28 protein-coding genes and 1 other annotated feature are annotated in these 24585 nt (G+C 60.2%); of the genes, 9 read left to right on the forward strand and 19 right to left on the reverse strand.

Features of this window, described 5'->3' with window-relative positions; all coding sequences use genetic code 11:
* Positions 1-91: 91 nt before the first annotated feature.
* The 5 genes from B5E56_RS02340 (at position 92) to B5E56_RS02355 (ending at position 3798) form a co-directional block, all read left to right on the forward strand.
* Positions 92-1480 (forward strand): DUF2029 domain-containing protein, encoded by a 1389-nt coding sequence (locus B5E56_RS02340; RefSeq protein WP_143383115.1) that lies wholly within the window; start codon positions 92-94, stop codon positions 1478-1480.
* A gap of 74 nt (positions 1481-1554) precedes the next feature.
* The gene (locus tag B5E56_RS02345) at positions 1555-1845 is read left to right on the forward strand and encodes a hypothetical protein (RefSeq protein ID WP_087187735.1); all 291 of its coding nucleotides are present in this window, start codon (positions 1555-1557) and stop codon (positions 1843-1845) included.
* 41 nt (positions 1846-1886) lie between these two features.
* On the forward strand, positions 1887-2804 hold the full coding sequence (locus B5E56_RS02350) for an SH3 domain-containing C40 family peptidase (RefSeq protein ID WP_087388289.1): 918 nt from the start codon (positions 1887-1889) through the stop codon (positions 2802-2804).
* Positions 2805-2904: 100 nt separating this feature from the next.
* Positions 2905-3045 (forward strand): EamA family transporter, encoded by a 141-nt coding sequence (locus tag B5E56_RS14570; protein ID WP_158094662.1) that lies wholly within the window; start codon positions 2905-2907, stop codon positions 3043-3045.
* Between the two features lie 234 nt (positions 3046-3279).
* Positions 3280-3798: a DMT family transporter gene (locus B5E56_RS02355; protein WP_158098643.1), complete on the forward strand. Its 519-nt coding sequence runs from the start codon at positions 3280-3282 to the stop codon at positions 3796-3798.
* Between the two features lie 46 nt (positions 3799-3844).
* Here the strand turns inward: B5E56_RS02355 and B5E56_RS14975 are convergent, their stop codons facing one another.
* The 14 genes from B5E56_RS14975 to pyrB form a co-directional block, all read right to left on the reverse strand.
* Positions 3845-5890, reverse strand: a complete 2046-nt coding sequence (locus tag B5E56_RS14975) for a hypothetical protein (protein ID WP_087388294.1) — start codon at positions 5888-5890, stop codon at positions 3845-3847.
* A gap of 15 nt (positions 5891-5905) precedes the next feature.
* On the reverse strand, positions 5906-7453 hold the full coding sequence (locus B5E56_RS02365; protein ID WP_087388296.1) for an XAC2610-related protein: 1548 nt from the start codon (positions 7451-7453) through the stop codon (positions 5906-5908).
* 13 nt (positions 7454-7466) lie between these two features.
* The gene (locus B5E56_RS02370) at positions 7467-9128 is read right to left on the reverse strand and encodes a hypothetical protein (RefSeq protein ID WP_143383116.1); all 1662 of its coding nucleotides are present in this window, start codon (positions 9126-9128) and stop codon (positions 7467-7469) included.
* A complete protein-coding gene (locus B5E56_RS02375; RefSeq protein WP_087388301.1) occupies positions 9125-10027 on the reverse strand; it encodes a M56 family metallopeptidase in 903 nt (300 codons plus the stop codon). Before B5E56_RS02375 ends, B5E56_RS02370 begins: the two co-directional genes overlap by 4 nt.
* Positions 10024-10398 (reverse strand): BlaI/MecI/CopY family transcriptional regulator, encoded by a 375-nt coding sequence (locus B5E56_RS02380; RefSeq protein WP_087388303.1) that lies wholly within the window; start codon positions 10396-10398, stop codon positions 10024-10026. Before B5E56_RS02380 ends, B5E56_RS02375 begins: the two co-directional genes overlap by 4 nt.
* 128 nt (positions 10399-10526) lie before the next feature.
* The gene (locus B5E56_RS02385) at positions 10527-10874 is read right to left on the reverse strand and encodes a serine proteinase (RefSeq protein ID WP_087388305.1); all 348 of its coding nucleotides are present in this window, start codon (positions 10872-10874) and stop codon (positions 10527-10529) included.
* 99 nt (positions 10875-10973) lie between these two features.
* Entirely contained in the window at positions 10974-11381 is a 408-nt protein-coding gene (locus B5E56_RS02390; RefSeq protein WP_087388307.1) for a GtrA family protein, read from the reverse strand.
* Positions 11365-12330, reverse strand: coding sequence for a glycosyltransferase family 2 protein (locus B5E56_RS02395; RefSeq protein WP_087388309.1), 966 nt, complete (start codon positions 12328-12330; stop codon positions 11365-11367). Before B5E56_RS02395 ends, B5E56_RS02390 begins: the two co-directional genes overlap by 17 nt.
* A 151-nt stretch (positions 12331-12481) precedes the next feature.
* On the reverse strand, positions 12482-13192 hold the full coding sequence (locus B5E56_RS02400; RefSeq protein WP_087187725.1) for a sigma-70 family RNA polymerase sigma factor: 711 nt from the start codon (positions 13190-13192) through the stop codon (positions 12482-12484).
* Entirely contained in the window at positions 13189-13632 is a 444-nt protein-coding gene (gene spoIIAB / locus B5E56_RS02405; RefSeq protein ID WP_087388312.1) for an anti-sigma F factor, read from the reverse strand. The genes B5E56_RS02400 and spoIIAB overlap by 4 nt, the downstream gene beginning before the upstream one ends.
* Positions 13633-13647: 15 nt before the next feature.
* Entirely contained in the window at positions 13648-13953 is a 306-nt protein-coding gene (locus tag B5E56_RS02410; protein ID WP_087266830.1) for an STAS domain-containing protein, read from the reverse strand.
* Between the two features lie 93 nt (positions 13954-14046).
* Positions 14047-14781 (reverse strand): hypothetical protein, encoded by a 735-nt coding sequence (locus B5E56_RS02415; protein WP_087388314.1) that lies wholly within the window; start codon positions 14779-14781, stop codon positions 14047-14049.
* A gap of 178 nt (positions 14782-14959) precedes the next feature.
* Positions 14960-17593, reverse strand: coding sequence for a valine--tRNA ligase (locus B5E56_RS02420; RefSeq protein WP_087388316.1), 2634 nt, complete (start codon positions 17591-17593; stop codon positions 14960-14962).
* Positions 17594-17639: 46 nt separating this feature from the next.
* Positions 17640-17852, reverse strand: a binding site (T-box leader).
* Between the two features lie 43 nt (positions 17853-17895).
* A complete protein-coding gene (gene pyrB / locus B5E56_RS02425; RefSeq protein WP_087187720.1) occupies positions 17896-18954 on the reverse strand; it encodes an aspartate carbamoyltransferase in 1059 nt (352 codons plus the stop codon).
* A 202-nt stretch (positions 18955-19156) separates the two neighbouring features.
* Between pyrB and B5E56_RS02430 the strand changes: the two genes are divergently transcribed.
* A complete protein-coding gene (locus B5E56_RS02430) occupies positions 19157-19699 on the forward strand; it encodes a putative ABC transporter permease (protein WP_087388318.1) in 543 nt (180 codons plus the stop codon).
* A 44-nt stretch (positions 19700-19743) separates the two neighbouring features.
* Here B5E56_RS02430 and B5E56_RS02435 read toward each other — a convergent pair whose 3' ends face one another.
* Positions 19744-19956 carry a hypothetical protein gene (locus tag B5E56_RS02435; protein ID WP_087187718.1) on the reverse strand — a complete coding sequence of 71 codons (213 nt, stop codon included), beginning with the start codon at positions 19954-19956 and terminating at the stop codon, positions 19744-19746.
* A 117-nt stretch (positions 19957-20073) separates the two neighbouring features.
* Between B5E56_RS02435 and B5E56_RS02440 the strand changes: the two genes are divergently transcribed.
* The 3 genes from B5E56_RS02440 to B5E56_RS02450 all read left to right on the forward strand — a co-directional run bounded on the left by B5E56_RS02440 (position 20074) and on the right by B5E56_RS02450 (position 21755).
* A complete protein-coding gene (locus tag B5E56_RS02440) occupies positions 20074-20601 on the forward strand; it encodes a gamma carbonic anhydrase family protein (protein WP_087388320.1) in 528 nt (175 codons plus the stop codon).
* On the forward strand, positions 20598-21455 hold the full coding sequence (locus B5E56_RS02445) for a hypothetical protein (protein WP_087388321.1): 858 nt from the start codon (positions 20598-20600) through the stop codon (positions 21453-21455). Before B5E56_RS02440 ends, B5E56_RS02445 begins: the two co-directional genes overlap by 4 nt.
* A gap of 129 nt (positions 21456-21584) precedes the next feature.
* A complete protein-coding gene (locus tag B5E56_RS02450) occupies positions 21585-21755 on the forward strand; it encodes a DUF1540 domain-containing protein (RefSeq protein WP_087187715.1) in 171 nt (56 codons plus the stop codon).
* Positions 21756-21814: 59 nt separating this feature from the next.
* Here B5E56_RS02450 and B5E56_RS02455 read toward each other — a convergent pair whose 3' ends face one another.
* Genes B5E56_RS02455 through B5E56_RS02470 form a run of 4 tightly spaced genes read right to left on the reverse strand, consistent with a single transcriptional unit; the run spans position 21815 to position 24585 of the window.
* Entirely contained in the window at positions 21815-22717 is a 903-nt protein-coding gene (locus tag B5E56_RS02455) for an RnfABCDGE type electron transport complex subunit B (protein WP_087388478.1), read from the reverse strand.
* Between the two features lie 22 nt (positions 22718-22739).
* Positions 22740-23330 (reverse strand): electron transport complex subunit RsxA, encoded by a 591-nt coding sequence (gene rsxA / locus B5E56_RS02460; protein WP_087388323.1) that lies wholly within the window; start codon positions 23328-23330, stop codon positions 22740-22742.
* Positions 23330-24013 carry an electron transport complex subunit RsxE gene (gene rsxE, locus B5E56_RS02465; protein WP_087266853.1) on the reverse strand — a complete coding sequence of 228 codons (684 nt, stop codon included), beginning with the start codon at positions 24011-24013 and terminating at the stop codon, positions 23330-23332. Before rsxE ends, rsxA begins: the two co-directional genes overlap by 1 nt.
* A gap of 14 nt (positions 24014-24027) precedes the next feature.
* Positions 24028-24585, reverse strand: a complete 558-nt coding sequence (locus B5E56_RS02470; RefSeq protein WP_087388325.1) for an RnfABCDGE type electron transport complex subunit G — start codon at positions 24583-24585, stop codon at positions 24028-24030.

The raw sequence follows: 24585 nt of genomic DNA on the forward strand, positions 1-24585 counted from the left end.
TCCCAATGTTTTTGGGGGGCGTTGCAGCCATGCAGCGCCCCCTTTTTCTATCGTTGTCCCTGTCCCATCCGACCGACAATGAGGTATCACGATGAAACGATGCTCCCCTCTCTCTTTGTTCGCCGGTGCCGGCGGTCTGGCGCTGCTGTTTTTTGCCCTGTTTCCGATCTCTGAACTGTCCCGGGGCGGTCCGGGGGCAAAAGCTGCCGTCTTTGCACTGCTGACCGCCCTGGCCGTACTGGCGCTGTGGCTGCTCCACCGGTCGGGCTGTTCCCTGGACCGGCTATGTACCCTGCTGCTGCCCATCGGCCTGGCCTTCTTCCTTCGGGCCATCCTGCTGGACTATGCGGCAGATGACTACGAGATCTTCCTGTCCCAGTGGGTGGCCACCTTCCGGGACAACGGCAGCTTCGCTGCCATCAAGCTGCCCATCGGCAACTATAATGTACCCTACCTCTATTTCCTGGCCGCCATCTCCTACCTGCCGGTCCCCGACCTGTACCTCATCAAGCTCTTCTCCATCCTGTTTGATGTGCTGCTGGCCTGGGGCGGCCTGCGGCTGGTACGTCACTTCACCGGCAAAGACAGCATCCGTCCCCTGGTATGCTTCTGCGTCCTGCTGCTGCTGCCCACTGTGGTGCTCAACGGCTCCCTGTGGGGCCAGTGCGACGCACTGTACGGTGCCCTGACGCTCCACGCCTTGGCAGATGGGCTGGGCGGCCGTCCCAAAGCTTCCGCCGCCCTGCTGGGCGTGGCCTTCTCCTTTAAATTGCAGACAGTGTTCATCCTCCCCCTGTGGGCAGTGCTGTGGATGGCCCGACGTACCCGGTTCCGGGACCTGTTGTGCTTCCCCCTGGCCTATGCCGTTACCTGCATCCCTGCTCTGCTACTGGGCAAACCGCTGGGGGATATCCTGGGGGTCTATGTGGGCCAGACGCAGGAGGGCGCAGGGGCACTGAACTACAACTGCGCCTCCATCTTCTCCATGGTCCCCTACGGCACTCAAATTGACGAGGCTTTCGGCGCCCGCTTGGGCATTCTGGCGGCCTTTGCCCTGGTTTTGCTGCTGCTGGTGCTGGCCTTCTTGTTCCGGGACCGGCTGGACGATGGGGCTCTGCTGCTCTTCGGCATCACGCTTACGCTGGGCGTGCCCTTCTTTCTCCCCTATATGCACGACCGCTATTACTTCCTGGCTGACGTGCTCACCCTGGTCTGGGCCTGCACCCGTCCCACGGGCCTGCCTCCGGCAGTGCTGGTCCAGCTCTCCTCCCTCAGTGCCTATCTGACCTACCTGCGGATGAAATATACCCTGATCCTCACCCTGGGTGGTCAGATGTTCACCATGCTGTTGGAGAGCCTGATGGTACTGGCCGGACTCATCTTTACAGCAGTCCTGCTGATCCGGCATTTGTACGTCTCTTCCCCCTGTCTGCCTCAGGGTTTGGGCGAAAAAAACAAGAAATCCCGGAAAAGCGGTTGACGACTTGGAAACAATGTGTTACAATTTGGTTACAGTTTTTAAAAAGCAGTAACAACTTCCAAAAGGAGGCCAAAATGGCTACGCAAAGCATCCCTCTGACTTACAAGGGCCATCCGCTGCGCCGGAAAGACAGTCTGATCTATTACGGCAGCATGGCCGAAAAATATATCATTATGCTTCAGGTTCTGGACCAGAAGAAGGATCAGGATCTGGACATGGCCACCCGGGTATCCGTTCAGCTTCAGCTCACCGACCCTGACCTGAAGAGCCGGGACCGTGTGGTTAAGAAGACCGAGAAAGACAGCCTGTACGCCGCTATGGACGTGGCTTCCGTCTGGCTGGACCGGGCTCTGTCCGGCAAATAAGTTCCTACCCACCCAACGATCAGAACGGAGGAATTCTACCAATGATAACACCTGCCAAGCTTCTGCGCACCACGCTCCTGACCGTCGCCGTTTCCGCCGTCTGTATGATCGGCGCTTCCGCCGCCAGCGGCGTGGGCACCGTCAATACCGACGCCCTTCGCCTTCGCAACGAGGCCAACACCACTTCCACCATCCTGGCTACTGCTTCCGAAGGTGACACCGTAGTCATCCTGGAGGACGCCGGCAACGGTTGGTACAAGGTGGACTACAACACCGTGGAAGGCTATATGTCCGGCGAATACCTGACGGTCTCCGCTCAGGCCGATGTGACCATCGGTTACGGTCTGGTTCAGACCGGCGGCTCCACCCTGAACGTACGCAGCGGGCCTGGCACCACCTACAGCAAGGTGACCACCCTCAATGACAACGCGGTTGTCACCATCGTGGGTATCAATAATGGCTGGTACAAGATCAAGACCTCCAGCGGTGCTGTTGGCTATGTCAGCAGCGAGTATATGGTGACCTGCAAGGACTCCGCCGGTTCCCGCGGCGACGGCGCCACCGCCGTGGCCGTGGCTTCCGACAGCAGTATGGGCCAGCAGATCGTCAGCTACGCCAAGCAGTTCCTGGGTGTGCCCTATGTCTATGGCGGCAACGGACCCAACAGTTTTGACTGCTCCGGCTTCACCAGCTACATATATCGCCACTTCGGCTACACTCTGAACCGCACCGCTTCTACCCAGCTGTCCAACGGTGTGGCGGTATCCAAGAGTGAGCTGCAGCCCGGCGATCTGGTATTCTTCCGTTACAATACCTCTTACCCCGCCTCTCATGTGGGCATCTACATCGGCAACGGCCAGTTCATCCACGCCTCTACCAACAAGTATCAGGTGCAGATCGATCAGCTGATGACCGGCCACTACGCCAACGTGTATATCGCTGCCCGCCGCATTCTGTGATTTTTGCTTGGCAGGTAAAGATCATATCAAAGTTTTCGCCCCGCCTGCGTCAGCAGGCGGGGTGTTTTTTCCTATTAAACCAGAAAGGAGCGTGCCCACTTTGAGCCGTTCTCCCGCCTTTGGCCATCTGCTGGCCCTGGCTGTCTCCATTGTGTGGGGTACCACCTATATCTCCACCAAGGTGCTTTTGGATGCCTTCCATCCGGTAGAGATCCTCATCTTCCGCTTTGTGCTGGCCTGAGCCATCCTCTTTCTCTGTGCGCCAAAGCCCCATCTGCCCCGCAGTTTCCGATCTGAGCTGCCTTTCCTGGGGGCCGCCCTGTCAGGGCTCACCTTCTACTCTCTGCTGGAGAATTACGCCCTCACCTTTTCCATGGCCTCCACCGTAGGGCTCATCGTCTCCTCCGCGCCCATGTTTACCGCGCTGCTGCTGTGGCTTTGCCGTCGAACCACCCGGCCTGGAGCCTCCTTCTTTGTGGGCTTTGTTCTCGCTATGGCAGGCATCGCCCTCATCTCCCTGGCGGAGGGAGAATCCTTTGACTTCAATCCTATCGGCTGTCTGTTGGCCCTGGGCTCCGCTATCAGTTGGGGCGTCTACGGTCTGTGTCTGGAGTCCGCCCAGCGTCAGGGCCTAAACGATCTGCTGGTCACCCGGAAGGTCTTTTTCTGGGGTGTCCTCTTTACCCTCCCCTTCTGCCTGGGTACCAGCATCACCTTTGATCTGACCCGGTTTGCCCAACCGGTGATGCTGGGCAATACGGTGTACCTGGGCGTAGTGGCCTCCGCTCTGTGCTTCCTGGCCTGGAACCGGGCCTCCGCCCTCATTGACCCGGTAGCCACCAATGTGTACCTCTACCTGATGCCGGTAATCACCGTAGCCGCCTCCTTTCTCATTCTAGGGGAGCCGGTGACCCTTTTCACCCTGGGTGCCATCGTCCTCATCCTGGCGGGACTGTGGCTCTCCCAGCGCCGTTCCACCACCCTTACCACCTGATGAGAAAGGGGTCTGCCGCAGCCGCGGCAGGCCCCTCTGTTTTATGTCAATTAAACATATTGTTGAGTACGATACGGCTCACTTGGTCCCCATCAAAGAAGAAGAGGATGGCCGCCCCCCAGCCCTCCGGATCCGCGCAGTACCACAGATAATCTTCCCCGGGATACAGGCCCCAGTAGTCGGTACGGGACAGCTTTTCCCCGTAGGCCGCCTCCACCTCCGCCCGGGTGGAACCCACCCGGATACCCCGGTCAGTAAAGAGATCGGTTCGTGTGGTCTCCAGACGCTGGATGGCGTAGCCGCCGTCGGCATTGCAGTAGCACAGGGCCGAAAGGCCCTCCCACTCCATTTGCTGCCACCAGTCCCCCGCCTGGTAGATGGGCTCGGCCCCCTCCAGAACGGTGACCACAGGCTCCTCCTGGAAAAAGCCTACCTCACTCCCCGGCCCCGCCGGGTTGGGGTATCCGTCCCGCCACAGGGCCACTGTCCCATCCACCAGATGGTATCCCTGCTCCAGCGCAGCCTGCTCCACCGTTTCCCTGGGCACACTTTCACCCAGGACGGTAGTCATGTCTCCTCCCTGGCCCAGCTGGAACACCAGCCACAGGGGTTCCGGGTAGGCATACCAATTCCCATCCTCCCAGCCGCTGCACCTTAGCTGATAGACTACACCGTAGGTCTCGTAAAGCTGCCGCAGGCCCAGGTAGCTTGCTTCATCAATCCGCATGGTGCGTCCTTCCGGCTGGAGCGGCGCCTGGTCGGCAAAGAAAATGGACATATCCGCCGGCCTGTTGCTGTAAAAATAGGCCACCGCAGCATTCCGGGCTGCCAGCGGCATGGGCGCGTCTCGCAGCATGGCGTCCGCCTCGGGGAAGGCGGTAAGGATGCCCTGCTCCAGCATCCAGTACATAATCCGATAATTATAGGTGCCTACAGCAGCCAACCGTGTGGGCTCCATCTGTTCGGAATCATGCTCTCCCAGCGATCCGACGAAGGTATACTGCTCGCCCTTACGGAAAAAGAGCAGATCTTCCCCCACATAGGTACCGTTAGCCCCATAGGTAATTCCATAGCACTCCAGAGCGTCCATATCCCGCCATTCTTCCGCCAGATCCAACCGGCTCAAATCAGTAAAGCTGGTACGAAGGATCAGCTCCATAGGCGGTTCCGAATAGCCCACATGGTCTACCATATATTGCAGGACTTCTTCCTCCACCTGGGGAGGAATCCGCTCCATCACAAAACCGCCTTCCGGCACCCCGCCGGATGGGCCCCACTGATACCACAGGGGGGGATCAAAGCCGGTCAGTTCTTCCGCCGGAATGAGCAGCTCCTCCGTAAGCGGGTTATAGCGACGCCAGCTGCCGTCCGCATACACCAGCAAGCGCTGCCAGCCGTCCACAGCGTCCATCGCCGGGTCGGCATCGTCGGTCATGCAGGTGAGATAGAACTCCACCCCGCGGTCATTCCGGATGCGGAACCCGGTCACCGCCCCATCCTGGGCGGCCAGAGCCACCTCCGTACCCGCCAGTTCCCCGTTCAGGTACTCCTCCGCTCCCCGGCAGAGGGCATCCTCCGTGGTTCCCGCCAATTCCAGGGCCTCCGCCAGGGGCACCACCCGATCCTCCTGCCGGTCGTAGACCAGGGTGTAGAGACCGCCGTCGCTGCCGGAGCTGGCAGAGTCCAAATAGAAGATCAGGTTATCGTACCGTTCGGTGACCGCAGGATAAAACAGGCACCGCTGGCCCCCTACCGTATTCATGGGGGCATCCATAACGGTCTGATACTGGCTCTTGAGGGCGGCCAGAGCCTGGTTCACCGCCTGGGCACTCTCCCCCTCCGCCGTCAGTCTGGGGAGCTCAATGTAGTTGCCCAGGGCGTCATAATACTGGGTGTCCATCGTGAAACTTCCGGCCTGCGTGGTACTCCGGCAGGCCACCAGCCCTCCGCACAGGCCGATAGCCAGGGCTACCACCGCCACCAAAAGCAGGGCAGGCCGCTTGTGCCGGGCAAAGAGATTACGCAGGCGCTGCTCGGTCTCTTTGGCCGACCCGCTCATGCGGGTAGACAGCCGGGTATGGGGCACGTTCATAATGGCCCTCCTCTCTCATGACCAGCTGAGCTGTCTGTAGCTGATTTGCTCCAGGGTACCGTCTTCAGTCCAGACATACACCGCCTCCTCCGGACGGCCCACATCCCCCCGGATGTGTTCCACCACCTGTCGGTTCTCCACGTCCAGGGTGGGATTGGAAAACAGGTAGGTGGAAAAGGAAAACCGGCTCGTCTCCTCGTCCCACAAGAACCACACATAGCTCACATTGTGGGGAAAGCTCGACTCCGCCAGCAGGCCCAAATCGGGGGAACCGTCAAAATTCAGGTCCCGGATATCCGGCTCCCCAATATTGGGGTCCCGGATCAGAAACAGGCCCTGGTAGAAGCTGTCCGGCGTATACACATCGTCCTCCACCGCCATGAACTGAAGCGGTGTGTCACCCTCATAGACCCGGATCTGCTCGATTGCCAGACAATAGGGCTGCTGGTCCAGCGGCTCCAGTTCCAGCTCCAGGGACAGGTTTCTCCCGGTGGCAGTGGTCATGGTAATCCGCTCGGTCTCCACCTGCCGGTTTTCCTCCGACAGGGCCTGCCGCACCTCCTCCTCGCTCCCTGTGACCACCCGGATGAGATTGGGCCAGAGCTGCTCCTCACCACTCCAGAACGTGGGGCAGAGCAGCACCTCCATTCCCAGCCACTCCTCCCCCGTCAAAACAGAGCAGGCCAGCAGGGTGTACCGCTGTCCGCACAGGGTCTCCTCCCCCGGCGTCACCTGGACGATCTGCCACTGGGCGGAGGTATTGCTGGCCTGCCAGGGGTTATCCTGGTCTCTGGTGCGGCTCTCCACAACCCTGCGCAGCTCATTCATAACCCGCTCAGGGGCATGGTACCCCCCCGTCAGCTGGAGCCGCTCCCGAAAGGACCATTGGGGACCCTGGCCATACAGGCGCCAGTCATCCGCACCCTGAAAGATCTCTACCCCGCCGGGACAGGGCAGGGGTATTTGATCCTCCCAGTAGTTCTGGTACTCCATCCAGACCTGGGCGTCCTCCTGCCGCAGATCCCCCTTCATGGGCCAGACCCAGGTAAAGTCGGTGCCGTCAAAGGCCAGCAGCCCCCCCTCTCCATAGGTGTAACCCTGCCCTCCGCCGTTGACGGTGTAGAGGAGATAGTCCACATCGTCCTTTCGGAAGGTGGAAACCTGGGGCCTTCCGCCGCTGGAGGTGGCGGAAAACACCGGCCCAGTAAGCTGGCCCCGGTCATCCTCTACGCCGATGACCAGGGCACAGTGGGGATAGTCGTCGTAAAAATGGCCGGCTACCAGGGTGCCCCCCTGGCCCTGGATACAGGCCAGCTCCTCCCCCTGAGGTTTCCCATCAAAACTGACCTCAGCGGCATCATACAGGGCATCCAGCCGCTGCTCCTGGCCAACCTGGGCACGGCAGGCCACCAGGGAGCCGCACAGGCCGATGGCAAATCCCACCGCCATCACCAGGGCCAGGGCGGGCCGTCTGTGCTTGACAAAGAGATTGCGGACCCGTCCTTCGGTCTCCCTGGCCGAGCCGCTCATGGCCGTGGACAGCCGTGTTTTGGGTACTTTCATCCCGTTCCTCCCGTCATGTTTCCGATTGCAGTACCAGGTTGCCCTGGCTGTCCCAGCCGTAGGTGCGGGTCACCATGGCATCCCAGTCCCGGTTCCACATCCGCTCCTCCAGCTGCCCCTCCTCAGGCAGCAGGGTCAGTTCCCCGGCCAGGGTGGCCAGATGGCGGAACTGTCCCGCCTCACTGTCCCACACAAACCAGCAGCGGCAGGCGTTCTGGGTGGCGTCGCACAGCAGGCCGAACTCCTCCACCCCGTCAAAGTTGATATCCCTGGTCTCCACCGGCCCCCCTGCCGGGCTGTCGATATGGAAGCCCTGGAAGGTGTGGACCCCGTCGTCCGCCACATCCTCCGGTGTGATGGTCTGGACCACCTGGCCGTCCTTCAACAGCTGGACCTGGTCGTACAACATCGTTGTGACCAATGCGCCCTCCTCCAGGGACGGGGTACACCGCAGGGCCAGGGTCAGGGTCTTGTCCCCACCCACGTCCAACTCATAGGTATCGGTAAAGTAGCCGTCGGAGGTATAGGTGATCTGGTTGCCGTCCCAGGCCGCTGTCCCCCAGAGGTAGCTGTGCCATTTGTCATACAATTCCGGGATACGCAGGACCTGCAGGCCATTCTCCCCGGTCTCCACATAGGCATTAGCTACGGCGTCCAGTTGGAACCGCTGGGCCAGCTTATTGTCCTCCACCTCCAGCACCACATAGGCGCAGGCGCCGTAGTTGGACCCGGGACTTGCCAGGGCGGCCAGCAGGGACTGTCGCTCTCTGGAGGTCATATGGAGCGGGGTGACCGTGGGGCGGGTGACCGCTGGATAACGCCAGGACAGCACCTCTCCGGTACCCAGGGTCACCACCATCTCCGTGGAACCCTGGTCCTGCCCGTCCGGCCAGGTTGCCCTAACCGTCAGATGGTCGTCTCCCACACCCTGGCCGTCCAGCGTGAGGTTCTCCAGATAACTGAGGCTGCTCCCATCCGGCAGGGGCTGTCCCTCCGGGTTAAGCACCACCTCGCTCCAGTTGGCCGCCTCCAGCAGCCGGGACAGGGGTACCCGCTCCTCCATCTCTCCCACATCGTCATAGGGCCAGACGTGGATGGCCACCATCTGATCCTCCGGCTGGAAGGCCAGCTCCACCATGCGCCAATAGTCCCCCTCCAGGCCCAGCAAACCGGCTGCCGCCGCCTGGAGCTGCTGGGTCCGCAGGGACCCGTCCGGCCAATAGCGGTACAGCTGCAGGAAGAATTCATTCTCCACCAGGGCGTCCACCGCCCCATCCCCGTCCAGATCCACCTGGTACAGGGGCATCCAGGTCTCCGTCAGCGGAAACTCTGTTCCGTCCTCCAGCCGGATCTGATAGGCGTAATTATGCACGCCATCGTCTGTCAGGGTGTGAGTCACAGTGCCGGAAAGGCCCAGCAGGTCCGTAAAGGGTACTATTTCCTCCCCCGGCCCGGTGAGGGCAAAGGCCGATTCCTCTCCCGCCGGGGCGGCGGAAATGGCCGTCTCCGACCGGCAGGCCACCAGGGAGCCGCACAGGCCGATGGCAAAGCCAACTGCCAACACCAGGCCCAGAGCGGGCCGCCTGTGCTTGATAAAGAGATTGCGGACCCGTCCCTCGGTCTCCTTGGCCGATCCGCTCATGGCTGTAGACAGCCGGGTCTTGGGCAATGTCATGCTTTCTCCTTTCTCAGGGCAGCCACGGCCTGCAAAATCGCTCTGCCGTAAGCGGCGTGTTCCTCCTGGGGCAGCCGCTTCAGGGCCCCCTCGTCGCAGGCCAGCTCAGTATCCCGCTCCACGGAGCGCACCATCAGCCACACCAGTGGATTGAACCAGTGGACGGCGTTCACCCACAGCACCAGAGTTTTCAGCCAAATGTCCCGGCGGCGGTAGTGAACCAGCTCATGGAGCAAGGCGTAGCGCAAGCTCTCACCTCCGGTCTCCTCCGGCAGCAGCAGCACCGGCCTGAACAGCCCCGCCAGCATGGGTACCGCCAGACCGGGACACAGCCGCAACATGGGCCTGCGGTGGAGGGAGAGGCTGTCGCACAGTCCGTTGAACAGGCGGATAGTGCCCGCATCCTCCACCGGGCGGCACCACCGGGCCAGGTATCTTTTAAACCGGAAATGAGCTATGAGATTCCACCCCAGCACCGCCGCGTCACCTGTCACCCACAGCGCAAGCAGGATACCGCCCACTGTGATGGGGGCGGCCTGGTCCTGCTCTGTGGGCAGAACCTCGGGCGCAGGGGTGGAGACCGGGACAGACGAGGGTGCCGCAGATGGAGCCGCCGTCTGAACCGGCTGGGAGGGCTGAGCCGCACTGGGCCGGGGCGTCCTCACCGGCTGGTAGATCACCCGGTCCGGCGGCACCTGAATCTGGATGGGGGCGGAGGCCGACCCGGCGGGCAGCAGAGGCAGGGGAACAGCCAGCCGTAGGGCCAGCAGCAGCCAGGCCCAGCACCGCCACCTGGCCCCGTACCGTCCCCGGGTCAGCTTGGCCAGCACCACCAGCAGCAAAGCCACCGCCCCGCCGCCCAGGCTTACCCCGGCGATGGAGGTCAATACATCCGTCATACCTGCTTCTCCCCGCTCAGTTCATCCAACAGATCCCGCAGTTCGTCCAGGTCCCGCTCCTCCAGGCCGTTCTTGGCCAGCGCCGCCAGGAAATTGCGGGGGGAACTGCCGTACAGTTTGGACAGTACCGCCTGACTGTCAAAGGCCAGGTAGTCCTCCCGGCTCACCAGCGGGGTGTACAGGTTGCTCTTCCCCTCCCGGCGGACGGCTACAAAGCCCTTCTCCGCCAGGCGGGTCAGATAGGTATTCACCGTATTGGAGGCCCAGCAAAAGCCCTCCAGGGCGGTCTCCAGGGCAGCGCGCGGAGTATCCGGCCCGGAGGCCCACAGGGCCTTCATCACTTCCAGCTCAGTATCGGGCAGTCGTTTCATCTCTATCACCAACTTCATTTGTAGTGGATATCATTATACTACATTTGAAGTGGATGTTTGTCCAGTTACAATCCAGTTACAGGGACGCAAAAAGCCCTCCGCCGAGCCGGCGGAGGGCTTTGGTTGTCTTATTCCACGGTATAGTCAGTGACTTCCGTCTGCGCGGCGGCCTGAGAGATATCCTCGTCGGACAGGGTGCCGTCCTTCTTGATCTGGGCGATACGGGCTTTGTTTTCCTCAATGTTGATCTTGGCGGTGGTGATCCGCTGGCAGAGGGCGGCATACGCCGGCTCCGGTGCCCCGCCCCGCTCGGCATAGTAGAGCTTGCCGATCTCCAGATAGGCTTTCCGGATGGCGTCCTCCTCCCCGGAATTGTTGAGGGAGAGCTTGGTGATCTCCATCAGCTGCTTGGACTTGGCCATACCCGCCCGGCCCAGGTCGGTGGCTTTATCCTTCAAATCGTCAAAAAAGGCCATACTTCTTACCTCCTTGCGGTATGGTGACTCACATGCTGGCCCTATTCTACCCCCAATTCCCGGCGTACGCAAGAGAACGCGGGGGGATTTCACATAAATTTAATCCTTCTTTTTCTGGAAGGCAAAAAACCGCTGACCGAAATAATTGAGGATGGTATACAGGGCCATGCCGCCCAGCTTGGTGAGCCGCTCCTGCCAGATGGGGTCCATGCCGGTGTTGCCCAGCACCCAACCGGCGATGGGCTGGGCCAGGGCGTAGGCAATCACATAGCACACCGCCACGTTGACGGCAAATTTCACCGCCGAGCGCAGGAAGGTCTCCTCGCTGTGGAAGGTAAAGTGGCGGTTGAGGAAAAAGCTCATGACCGCGCCGGCCACATAGGCGATGGCGGTGGAGGGCCAGTAGCCCAGCCCCTCCAGCAGGAACATGAGGATCATGGACAACAGGGTGTTGCCCACCCCCACCAGCAGGAACTTGGGGATGGAGTTATCAATCAGCTTTGCCATGCTCGTCCTCCAAAACCTCGCGGATCAGGAACCGGGGCCGCTCCTTGGTCTCCAAATAAATTTTGCCAATGTATTCACCGATGACGCCCAGGGACAGCAGGATCAGGCCGCCAATGGCCCACACCGAGCAAATCATGCTGGCCCAGCCCAGAATGGTCTCCCCCATGGCCCAGCGGACGATGGAATAGATGAGCATAATGATGCTCACCAGGAACACCAGGAAGCCCAGGCCGGCGATCATGCGGATGGGCTTGACCGACAGGGAGGTAATGCCCTCCATGGCGAAGGAGAGCATCTTTTTTAAGGGGTATTTGCTCTCTCCGGCAAACCGCTCCCCCCGCTCATACTCCACGGTGCCGGTGCGGTAGCCGATCATGGGTACAATGCCCCGGAGGAACAGGTTGACCTCCTTGAACTGTGCCAGGCCTTCCAGAGCCCGGCGGGACATGAGGCGATAGTCGGCGTGGTTGAACACCGTCTCCGCTCCCATGGAGTTCATCAGCCGATAAAAGCCCTCGGCGGTGAAGCGTTTGAAAAAGGTGTCCTTCTTCCGGGAGGAGCGCACGCCGTACACAATGTCACAGCCTGCATAATACTGCTCCACCATAGCGTCCACCGCGTTGATGTCATCCTGGAGGTCGGCGTCCATCGAAATGGCCATGTCGCACCGCTCCTTGGCGGTCATCAGCCCTGCCAACAAAGCGTTCTGATGGCCCCGGTTGCGGCTCAGGTCCACGCCGGAGAAGATGGGGCTGCTCTGGTGCTGCTCCTCAATGAGCTGCCAGGTCTTATCCTTGGAACCGTCGTTTACAAAAAGAACCCGGCTCTCCCGGGAAATAGTTCCGGCAGCCATCAGGGCCTCCAGCTTTTCTTTCAGCCTGCGTGAGGTCTCTGGCAGCACTTCTTCTTCGTTGTAGCAGGGAACGACAATATAAAGAATATCTTCCATATCAATCCATCTTCCTTGCGTTTTTTGTTCTGTTTGGTCATTATACTCCCTTTGGACGAGAAAAACCACCATTAAGTTCCTCTTATCCAAACAAAGTCATGCTCAGCACAGGACAAATACACGCCAGCCTCCCTCAGCTTGTCCGCATCCCTCACTCCTCCAGTTTCTTTCGCAGCCGCTCCACCGCCCGGCGCTCAATGCGGGATACTTGGACCTGGCTCACCCCCAGCACCCGGGCCGCCCGGTCCTGAGTCATGCCCCGGTAGTAGCGCAGCAGGATCACCTGCTGCTCCCGGTCAGGCAGGGCGGCGATGGCGGTACGCAGGGCCTCACGCTCCACGATACCCTCCTCGATACCCTCGGTGCCCAACACGCTCTCCAGGGTCAGGCCGTCCCCTGTCTCCATCTGGAGGGAGGCCACCGGCAGCCCCGCCTCCTCAGCGGCTGCAATCTCCTCCGGCTCCAGCCCGGTGGCCTCGGACAGCTGGGACAAGGTGGGTTCCCGGCCCAGGGAGGCCGACAGCCGTTCCCTGGCCGCCCGGATGGCCATCCCCCGCTCTTTCAGACCGCGGCTGACTTTAATAGCGCCGTCATCCCGTAGGTAGCGCCGGATCTCACCGGCGATCTTGGGCACGGCATAGGTGGAGAACTGACAGCCAAAGGCGGGATCGAAGCCCCGCACCGCCTTCACAAAGCCCAGGCAGCCCAGTTGATACAGGTCCTCCGGCTCCACTCCCCGGCCGTAGTAGCGGCGCACAATGGACCAGATCAGCCCACCATTCTCCTCAATGAGCCTGGCGCAGGCCTCGTTGTCCCCCCGGCGGGCCTCCTCCAGCAGATCGGGGGTATCCGCCACATTCATTGCGCCCCTCCCAGCCGTCGGGAGATCCTGCGGCGCATGGTCACCACCGTTCCCTTCCCCGGGGTGGAGCGTACCTTCACTCCGTCCATAAAACTCTCCATAATGGTAAAGCCCATGCCGCTGCGCTCCTCTCCGCCGGTGGTAAACATGGGCTTCCGGGCCTGCTCCACATCGGGGATGCCCACGCCCTTATCCTTGATCTGGATCTCCAGGGTGTGGTCCTCAAAGAGCCGCAGCCGCATCTGGACCAGCCCCAGCTTGTCCGGATAGGCGTGGACGATGCAGTTGGTTACTCCCTCGCTCACCGCCGTCTTGATGTCATTGATCTCCTCCAGGGTGGGGTCCAGCTGAGCGGCAAAGCAAGCCGCCGTGGTACGGGCAAAGCCCTCGTTGGCCGACCGGCTGAGAAAGACCACCGTGGCCTCATTCATCGGTTTCATTATGTAGTTCCTCCGTCATTCAAATTTGATCAACCGGTCCAGCCCGGCTGCCCGAAGCACCTTGCCTGCCTGCTCAGGTACATGGACCACCTCCATGGTCCCTTCCAGCTCGCTCATCCGGCGGCTGGCCCGCAGCAGTACGGCGATCCCCGAACTATCCATAAAGCTGACGCCCCCCAGATCCACCGTCAGATGACGGGGCATGGTCAGGTCGATCTGCCGTACCAACTCGCCTAAAATCTGTCTGGCCCGGTGGTGGTCCACCTCGCCGTCAATGGCCGCGTACAGCGCCCGATTCTCTGCTTTGCAGGTCACTGCCATGGCATATCCCCCCTGTACAAAAAAATCGCAGTATACCAATTTTTGGTATACTGCGATCCTATCACAGATGGGGTATATATTTTGTCGAAGGACTCACCGGACCAGGGAAAAATCGGTAAAGATCCACTTCTCCCCCACTTTTTCGTAGGGGAAGTCAAACGTCAGGGTATCCACCACCGCGCCGTCCTGCTCCGGGTCCAGCACTTCCACCGTCACCCGGACGGTACAGCGGTTTGGGTCTCCGTCCCGCAGGACCTGGGTCGTCTCGGCACCCCTGGTGATGTCGGTGCCCCGGCCACCGTCCTGGACATAGAGCACACCGTCGATGTCCACATACTGGGTCCCGTCATAAGGCAGCAGCTTTTCCACCAGATCGTCGGAAAAGAGGCTCTTGAGGTAACCCCGCAGGCTGACCGTGCTGTCAATGCCGGGATAGTCTACCCGATAATAGGTGGCACCGTCTACCTCGCGGCTGTCCGTTTCATCAAAGGGCATGGGCTCCACTTGGAACCACCAGAAGGCCTGCACCGCCGCCCGGTAGGCGGACAATACCTCCTCATCGTTAGGTCCGTCATAGGCCGTGGGGGTAGGCGAAGGCTCCGCAGAGGGCTCCGGCTCCACAGAGGCCGTAGGTTCCGGCATAACAGTGGGCTGGGCCGTTGGGATGGGTGAGGGCTCCGCGGAGGGGGTAGGTTCGGCGCTCTGCTCCACCTCAGGCGTGGATGCGGCACTGGGCAGCGCGGTAGATACCGCCCCGGTATCCTGACAGGACCCGGTACATCCGCCCAGCAGCAGCAGTACCGCCAGCAATGGGATCAGTCTTTTCAACGCTCCAACCTCCTTTCCACGGCCTGGGTCAAACTGGGCCGTACAATATTACTGTACATTTTATCCGATTCTGCTCTGGAGCACAACCACAGTTGTGTAACAAAGTATGACAATATGGGCACAGAAACGCCGCCATCCGCGTTCGATGGCGGCGTTTCTCTGTTTTTCGAGAATTTTATCAGCCCAGCGCAGCCGCAGATTCTTCCAGCTTGACCAGCAGAGCCTTCAGCTTATTCGCCCGCTCCCGCTCGGCCTCCACCACCTGGGCGGGGGCCTTGTTTACAAAGCCGGGGTTGTTCAGCTTGGTCTCCAGCTTGTCCAGCTCCTTGCGGTTCTTGTCCAGCTCCTTCTGGATGCGGGCCTTCTCCTTCTCCAGGTCCACCAGCTCAGCCAGGGGCAGATACAGCCGGGCCGCATGGGTGGCGATGGTCACCATACCCTGAGCGTCCACCGTATCGGTGGCCTCCACCACCTTCACGTCGCTGGCATAGGCCAGACGCTTCAGGAAGGGGGTGCCCTGGTGGAACACGGCCTGCTCCAGAGTGGAGACGGTGAGCTGCGCCTTCTTGGAGGGGGGCACGTTCATCTCGGCCCGACGGGCACGGATGGCCCGAATGGCGTCCATGATGAGCTCCATAGCCTTCTCTTCCTCGGGGAAGTCCAGGTTGGCGTGGTGCTCCGGCCACTGCTGGAGCATCAGGTAGTCGCCCTCATGGGGCAGGGCCTGCCAGATTTCCTCGGTGATGAAGGGCATAAAGGGATGGAGCAGCTTCAGGATCTGGGTGAGCACGTAGCACAGTACCTGCTGAGCCCGGATCTTGCTGTCCTCATCGTCGCCCTGGAGGCGGGTCTTGGTCAGCTCAATATACCAGTCGCAGTAGGAATCCCAGATGAAGTCGTACACCTTCTGGGCGGCCACGCCCAGCTCGTAGCGCTCCATGTTCTCCGTGATCTCGGGAATGACGCTGTTCAGCTTGGACAGGATCCACTTGTCCTCCAGCTCCAGCTTCTCAGGCAGCTCGCACTTGTCGATGGTCAGGTTCATCATCAGGAAGCGGGAAGCGTTCCAGATCTTGTTGGCGAAGTTGCGCATGGCCTCGCACCGCTCGGTGTAGAAGCGCATATCGTTTCCGGGGGAGTTGCCGGTGACCAGGTTGAAGCGCAGGGCGTCGGCGCCATACTGGTTGGCCATCTCCAAGGGGTCGATGCCGTTGCCCAGGGACTTGGACATCTTGCGGCCCTTGTCGTCCCGCACCAGGCCGTGGATGAACACGGTGTGGAAGGGGGGCTTGCCGGTGTGCTCACAGCCGGAGAAGATCATGCGGGCCACCCAGAAGAAGATGATGTCGTAGCCGGTGACCAGCACGTCGGTGGGATAGAAATACTTGTAGTCCTCGGTCTCCTCAGGCCAGCCCAGGGTGGAGAAGGGCCACAGGGCAGAGGAGAACCAGGTATCCAGCACGTCCTCCTCCTGCTTGATGTTGTGGGAATGGCAGTGCTCGCACTCGGTGGGATCGTCCTCGGACACGGTGATGTGGCCGCACTCCTGGCAGGTCCAGGCGGGGATCTGGTGGCCCCACCACAGCTGACGGGAGATACACCAGTCATGAACGTTCTCCATCCAGTTGGTGTAGATCTTGGAGAAGCGATCGGGGACGAACTTGACCTCACCCTCGTTGACCACCCGCAGGGCCTCCTCAGCCAGAGGCTTCATCTTGACAAACCACTGGGCGGAGATGAGAGGCTCCACGTCGTTGTGGCAGCGGTAGCAGGTGCCCACGTTGTGCTGGTGGGGCTCCACCTTCACCAGGAAGCCCTGCTCCTCCAGGTCGGCCACAATGGCCTTCCGGGCCTCGTAGCGGTCCATGCCGGAGTAGCGGCCGTAGCCCTCCACCACCTTGCCGTTGTCGTCCAACACACGGATGGTCTCCAGGTTCTGCCGCAGGCCCACCTCAAAGTCGTTGGGGTCGTGGGCGGGAGTCATCTTCACGCAGCCGGTGCCGAACTCCATGTCCACATAGTCGTCGGCCACAATGGGCATCTCACGGCCCACCAGGGGCAGAATGCACTTTTTGCCCACAATGTCCTTGTACCGCTCGTCGTTGGGATTGACCGCCACGCCGGTGTCGCCCAGCATGGTCTCGGGCCGGGTGGTGGCCACGATGACGTACCGGCCCTCCTCCCCCTGGATGGGATAGCGGATGTGCCAGAAGTTGCCCGGCTTGTCCTGATACTCCACCTCGGCATCGGACAGGGCGGTAACGCAGTGGGGACACCAGTTGATGATGCGGGAACCCTTGTAGATCAGGCCCTTCTTGTACAGGGAGACAAACACATGGCGGACAGCCTTACTGAGGCCCTCGTCCATGGTAAAACGGGCCCGGGACCAGTCGCAGGAGGCGCCCAGCTTCTTCTGCTGCTCCACAATGCGGTTGCCGTACTTGTGCTTCCAGTCCCACACCCGCTCCAGGAATTTCTCCCGGCCCAGGTCGTAGCGGGACAGGCCCTCATTCTTGCGCAGCTCCTCCTCCACCTTGATCTGGGTGGCGATGCCGGCGTGATCGGTGCCGGGCACCCACAGGGCGGCGTAGCCCTGCATCCGCTTGAAGCGGATCAGGATATCCTGGAGGGTGGAGTCCATGGCGTGGCCCATGTGGAGCTGGCCGGTGACGTTGGGGGGCGGCATGACGATGGTGAAGGGCTTTTTATCGGGATCACGGTGGCCCTCAAAGCAGCCGTTTTTCTCCCACATCTCGTAGACGCGGCCCTCCACCTCCTGGGGTTCATAGACCTTGGGAAGTTCTTTCTTCATCTGTTACACTCCTTTTCGGGGCAAAAAAGGTTCGCCCCAAGCTGTTGCTCAGGGCGAACCTGTTAGTCCGCGGTACCACCTGAATTTCCTCAAATGAGGACACTCATTGCCTCTGTAACGGGAGGATTCCGCCGCCCCCTACTGTGGTTCAGGGGCAGAGCTCTGGGACGACCTTCCCCCCACCGCCGGAGAGCCTTGCACCAAACCGGCTCCTCTCTGTACCTTTCGCGGGGGTACTCCTTCCCATCTTAGCCTTTGGGACATAGTATATGCACTTTTCGGGAAAATGTCAAGCCTCTGGCTTACCGCAGTTCCTTGTCGCAGTAAGCGCAGCAATCCACGCCGCCGTTCTGCTTCACCAGGGGGGGCAGGTAGTGCTCGGTCTGGGTGATGCAGTTGGGGTTGGAGCACACCGGCTTGGTGCCGATCTCCACGGCGCCGGGGCTCATACGGTCCTGATTGGCCAGGTCGGTGAGCAGCGCCATACGGGCATACATACCATAGCGGGCCTGCTCAAAGTAGACCGCCCGGGGATCGTCGTCCACGTCGATGGCGATCTCGTCCACACGGGGCAGGGGATGCATCACCAGCAGGTCCTTCCGGGCCCGGTCCAGCTTCCGGCGGGTGAGGACGTAAATGCCCTTGCACCGCTCGTACTCCAGGGGATCCACAAAGCGCTCCCGCTGGATACGGGTCATATAGAGCACATCCAGCTGGGGAATGACGGCCTCCAGGCCGGTGACCTCGGTAAACCACATATCATTCTCCCGCATGAAGGCCCGCATATATTCGGGCACCGCCAGCTCACGGGGAGCAATGAGGAAAAACTTGATGCCCTTGAACTTGGCCAGGGCCTTGATGAGGGAGTGAACGGTACGGCCGTTCTTCAGGTCACCGCACAGGCCCACGGACAGGCCGTCAACACCGCCCCGCAGGCGGGTGATGGTGGTCAGGTCGGCGGTGGTCTGGGTGGGGTGCATATGGCCGCCGTCGCCGGCGTTGATCACCGGTACATCAGAGTAAAGAGAAGCAGCCTTGGCGGCGCCCTCCTTGGGGTTACGCATGACCACCACATCGGCGTAGCCGGACACCATCTTGATGGTGTCCTTCAGGGTCTCGCCCTTGGCGGTGGAGGTAGATTTAGGATCGGCAAAGCCGAACACGGTACCGCCCACCCGCAGCATGGCGGTCTGGAAGGAAAAGTTGGTGCGGGTAGAGGGCTCATAGAACAGGCTGGCCATCACCCGCCCCCGGCAGGCGTCCATAAAATCGGCGGGGTGGTCCATAATATCACTGCACCGCTGGTACAGGGAATCCCACTCCGCCCTTGACAGGTCTCCAAAGTCGATCAAATGCCGCATGACGCTTCATTTCCCCTTTTGAATTTTTTCTATCGTATCATATTTCCCCTCGTTCCGGCAAGAGCAGAATGGACAAATTTCCTACTTTTTTCCCACTCCTCCTTGACATCTACGCCGTTCAATCTACCCGGCTCTGTGTAAAGACTGACAGGTATCCTTTGCTCAGGTTATGCCCACACTAAAAAGCAAAGGAGGCTATGCCATGTCGCTGTTTTGGATCTTTCTAATTTATAGCTTTGTCGGCTTTCTCATCGAGGTAGGCTATGCCCGGCTGAGTGGTGAATCCAAGCAGGACCGGAAGTGCCGCCTGCTTCTTCCCATCTGCCCGGTCTATGGGTTGGGCGCGCTGGGTCTGCTCCTGCTGCCGGAGCGTGTACGGGCTCAGCCTCTTCTGCTGTTCCCTGCCGCGGTTCTGATCTGTACGGCGGCAGAACTTCTGGCGGGTCTTTTTTATGAAAAAGTCTTTCTGGTATCCTTCTGGGATTACTCCCATTTGCCTCTGCATCTGGGCCGGCACATCTGCCTCCGCTTCTCCCTGTACTGGGGCGCATTGACTCTGGCCCTCTATTATTTGCTCCATCCGACGATTGCCTGGCTGGCTGCCGCCATTCCAACCTGGGCCACACCACCCGCTGCGGCTTTGTTGTGCGTAGATACGGTACTCACCGCCCTACTGCTGCGCCGAACACGGGATACCGGTTCTCTACGCTGGTATGTCCGGCTGTTCCGACGAAAGCCAGCGTGAAAAACGCCCCCTTTCAGATTTTTGTATCTGAAAGGGGGCGTCCCTCATGCCCGTCTCAGGTCATTCAGAGTCTCGTCAATCTTCTTCTGGGATACGTAAGCCTGGGCTACCGAGAGGATCTGCTCCAGGGTGATGGAGCGGGCAGCCCCCAGGATGGGATGCTTGAAGAGCATAGGGAACCGGCGCTGAAGCACCGCCCGGCTACCCGGATGGTCCAGCAGCTCCCCTACTGTAATCTGATTTCGTTTGAGTTCCATGCGCTCACCTCCAACCCAGTCTATGCACCAGTGACGCAGATTTGACTTGCGGGCTGATGTGGGGCAGGCTATAATGGTGTGCATACCATATATCCGGATAAGGAGGCCCCACTTTCTATGATCCATTCTCTGGATAACCATGTTCCTCAGCTCCACCCGGAGGCCAGAATCGCCGCCAATGCCACCCTTGTGGGCAAGGTATCTGTCGGCCCCGCCGCCAGCATCTGGTACGGCGCAGTTCTGCGGGGCGATGAGTGCTCCATCCGCCTGGGCGCAGGCTCCAACGTGCAGGACCAGGCAGTGGTCCACGGCGACCCGGGCTTTCCCACTGTCATCGGTCGGGATGTAACTGTAGGCCACGGCGCCATCCTCCATGGATGCACAATAGAAGACGGATGCCTCATCGGTATGGGCGCCATCCTGCTCAACGGCTGCGTCATCGGTGCAGGCAGTCTGGTGGCGGCCGGGGCGCTGGTCACCCAGAACACGGTAATCCCGCCAGGCAGCCTGGTGATGGGTTCCCCTGCCAAAGCGGTCCGGCCCCTGCGCCCGGATGAGCAGGAATCCCTGCCCCACTCCGCCCAGCTCTATCGGGAGCTGTCTGCGGCCCAACTTCCCGCTGTCGGTCAGGAGGTAACAACATGAAAAAAGAGCATCACCCCAAGGGACAGCGCCGACAGGCGCTGAAAGAAGAGGTAAAGGCCAAACCCGGTGTGACCGCAGTCTATATCATTCTCCGGGCCCTGGTTATTGTGGCCATCGTGGCCCAGTCCTTCAAGGGCAACTTTGAGAACGTGTTTCTGTGTGTTCTCACCCTGTTTCTCTTTACGCTGCCTTCCTTCCTGGAGCGCACCATTCGTATCGAGATCCCGGACACGCTGGAAATCATTATCTTACTCTTTATCTTCGCCGCGGAAATCCTTGGTGAGATCCAGGCCTACTACATCCAATATCCCTACTGGGACACCATGCTCCATACCCTCAACGGTTTCCTGTGTGCCGCCATCGGCTTCTCTCTGCTGGATATCCTCAACCGAAATGAAAAACTGAAATTCAGCCTCTCTCCGGTCTATCTGGCTGTGGTGGCCTTTTGCTTCTCCATGACCATCGGCGTGCTTTGGGAGTTCTTTGAGTTCTCGATGGACCAGCTCTTCCTGCTGGATATGCAGAAGGATACCGTGGTCAATTCCATTGGCTCGGTGATGCTGGACCCCACCGGAGGCAATCACCCTGTCTCCATCAAACATATTACAGATGTGATCGTGGTCACTGCCGACGGCGCCCAGCAATCTCTGGGGCTGGGCGGCTATCTGGACATCGGCATTATCGACACCATGAAGGATCTGTTCGTGAATTTTATTGGCGCTGTGGTCTTTTCCACCATCGGCTTCTTTTATGTGAAAAACCGCGGCAAGGGTAAATTTGCTCCCCAGTTTATCCCCACTGTGGTGGACGATGTGGAAACAACGGCAGATCAGGACGATCCCGCACAGGATTAAGCTGCTTTTACTCCTCTGTTTTTCCACCTCCTCTCCCCTTTTGGCAGATTTTTTTACTACATACCTGCATAGAGTTCCTCCATTCCGCCCATACTAGGAGCGTACCACGGTAACAAGGAGGAATTTGCAATGAACCAGACCCCTAACAACAGCATCAAGTGCTCCGTCACCAACTGTGCCCATCACTGCGGCGGCCAGAACTACTGCACCCTGAATGAGATCAAGGTCGGCTGCTGCGAGCCCAACGCCACCAAGTGCGCCTCCACCGAGTGCGCCTCCTTCCAGCTGGGCCAGCACTAAGCACCTGAGCAACAAAAAACAGGACCTGCGAAAGCAGGTCCTGTTTTTTGTATTTGGAATTACTCCTTGGGCTCGGCAGGGGCCTCGGCCTTGGGAGCCTCCGCCTTGGGGGCGGCGGCGGCAGCAGGGGCAGCCTTGGGCGCCGCAGGCTTGACCTCGGGCACCTTGCCATCCACGGTGATCAGCTTGCGGGGGCACTTCTGGGCGCAGATGCCGCAGCCAATGCACTTCTCGTAGTCGATCACGGCCAGGTTGTTGACCATGGTGATGGCTTCCTTGGGGCAGTTCTTCATGCACAGAGAACAGCCAATACAGCCGTTGTCGCACACCTTCCGGGCATCCACACCCTTGTCATGGGAGGAGCAGGGAATGGTGACGTGACGCTTGGTCTTGTAAGGCTCCAGAGCAATGATGTGGCGGGGGCAAACGTCCACGCACTTGTTGCAGGCCTTGCACTTCTCCTCGTCCACCTTGGCCACGCCGTCGATGACGTGGATGGCGTCGAAGGGGCAGACCTTCTCACAGGAGCCCAGACCCAGGCAGCCGTAGGAGCAGCCCAGATCACCGCCGCCGGGCAGCTTGGAAGCGGCCACGCAGTCGTGAAGGCCCACATAGTTGTACTGCTTGTAGTTCTGACCGCAGCCGGTGCAGTGGACCTGAGCGATCATCTTGACGGAAGCGCCGGCAGCCACGCCCATAATCTCACCGATCTGAGCGGCGACAGCCTCGCCGCCGGCGGCGCAGGCATTGACAGGGGCCTTGCCCTTGGCCACAGCGGCAGCATAACCGGAGCAGCCGGGGAAGCCGCAGCCGCCGCAGTTGGCGCCGGGCAGGCAGGCCAGCACAGCCTCCTCCTTGGGGTCCACCTCAACGGCAAACACCTTGGCGGCGATGGCCAGTACCAGGCCGAAGATGGCGCCCAGCACAGCCAGGACCACAACGGCAAAGATAACAGTATTCATATCCATGATTCATCCGCCTCCCTTAACCAAAGACCTTCAGGCCGGAGAAGCCCATGAAGGCCAGAGCCACCAGACCGGCGGCCATCAGGGCGATGGGGAAGCCCTCAAAGGCCTTGGGGCACTCGGAGAACTCCATCCGCTCCCGGATGGAGGCGAAAATCACGATGACCAGCAGGAAGCCGATACCGCCGGTGACGCCGTATACCACACTGGTAATAAAATCGTAGCTGTTCTGGGTGTTCTGGAGCACCACGCCCAGCACGGCGCAGTTGGTGGTAATCAGGGGCAGGTACACGCCCAGGGCCTCATAGAGGGAGGGCATGGACTTCTTCAGGAACATCTCGATGAACTGCACCAGGGCGGCAATGACCAGGATGTAGGTCACGGTCTGCATGAAGGTCAGCCCCAGGGGCACCAGAATCAGCTCATTGATGGGCCAGCAGATAGCGGAAGCCAGACCCATAACGAAGATAACGGCCAGGCCCATACCGGAGGCCGTCTCCACCTTCTTGGACACGCCCATAAAGGGGCAGATACCCAGGAACTGGGCCACGATGAAGTTATTGACCAGGATGGCGCCAAGGGCCACGGTAAACAGGTTTGCCCAATCCATTACTTGGCCACCTCCTCAGTCTTTTTCTCGCCCTTCTTGGGCTTGTTCAGAATGTACTGCATGGCAGCGATGAGCACGGCCAGCGTGATGAAGCCGCCCACAGGGAGAATCATGCCCAGAGCGGGGATGCCCTCGGGCAGGATGCGAATGCCGGCGGCGGTGCCCAGGCCGAAGGCCAGGTTGCCGTCCTTGCCGATCTCCAGCAGGCCGCCCATGATGGTGCCGTTGCCCAGGAACTCACGGACCACACACATGATTACCAGGATCATGGTATAGCCCAGGCCCTGGAAGATACCGTCCATGGCGGAAGCGCCGATGCCGTTCTTGTAAGCAAAGGACTCGGCACGACCCAGAATGATACAGTTTACCACGATCAGAGGGATAAACAGACCCAGGCTGGCCGACAGAGCAGGTACAAATGCCTGGAGCATCAGGTCCACGATGGTCACGAAACCGGCAATGACCACGATGAAGCAGGCAATACGAATATTGTTGGGAATAATCTTACGCAGAGCTGCGATGATAATATTGGCCAGGGTCAGGATCACCAGCACGGACACACCCATGCCCAGTCCGTTGAACAGAGTGGTGGTGATGGCCATGGTGGAACACATACCCAGCAGCTGGACGGTAACGGGGTTCTGATAGAACAGACCGTCCATCAGTTGTTTTCTTGCATTCATGGTTTGTTCCCTCCTTAACCCATGCTGGCCGCGGCGGCAATAGCGGAGGAAACCGCCTCGCATACGCCTCGGGAGGTGATGGTGGCGCCGGTGAGCGCGTCGATGGTGCCGCCGTCCTTGGTCACATGGACCTCACCAGTGGCACCAACGAACTGGGCACGGAAATCCTCCTTGCTGGCGTTGGAACCCAGGCCGGAGGTCTCGCCGGTCTTGACGATGGACACACCGGAGCAGGCTCCGGTAGCGTCCACGCCTACCATAATGGTCAGGTTGCCGCTGAAGGAAGTGGCAGGCTTGACCTGCACCACATAGCCGGCGTCGCCGGCGCTGTAGACGTCTTCCACGGTAGCGTCGCCGCCGGTGTACTGATCGGTAACCTTCTCATAGCTGTCGGCAGGCAGCACAGCCGCCATGGCCTCCTGGGTGGTCTTTTCGTTGTTGGCCGCAATGTAGGGCTTGGTGACCTCATTGGTCAGGCCCAGCAGCAGAGCAGTAACGGCGCAGATAGCAAACAGCACAATGACCAGAGTGGCCATGCCGGCTTCTTTCTTCTTAGTAACAGTTTCGCTCAT

Origin of the sequence: Flavonifractor sp. An112 (assembly GCF_002161085.1) — a bacterium.
Taxonomy (GTDB): Bacteria; Bacillota; Clostridia; order Oscillospirales; family Oscillospiraceae; genus Flavonifractor; species Flavonifractor avicola.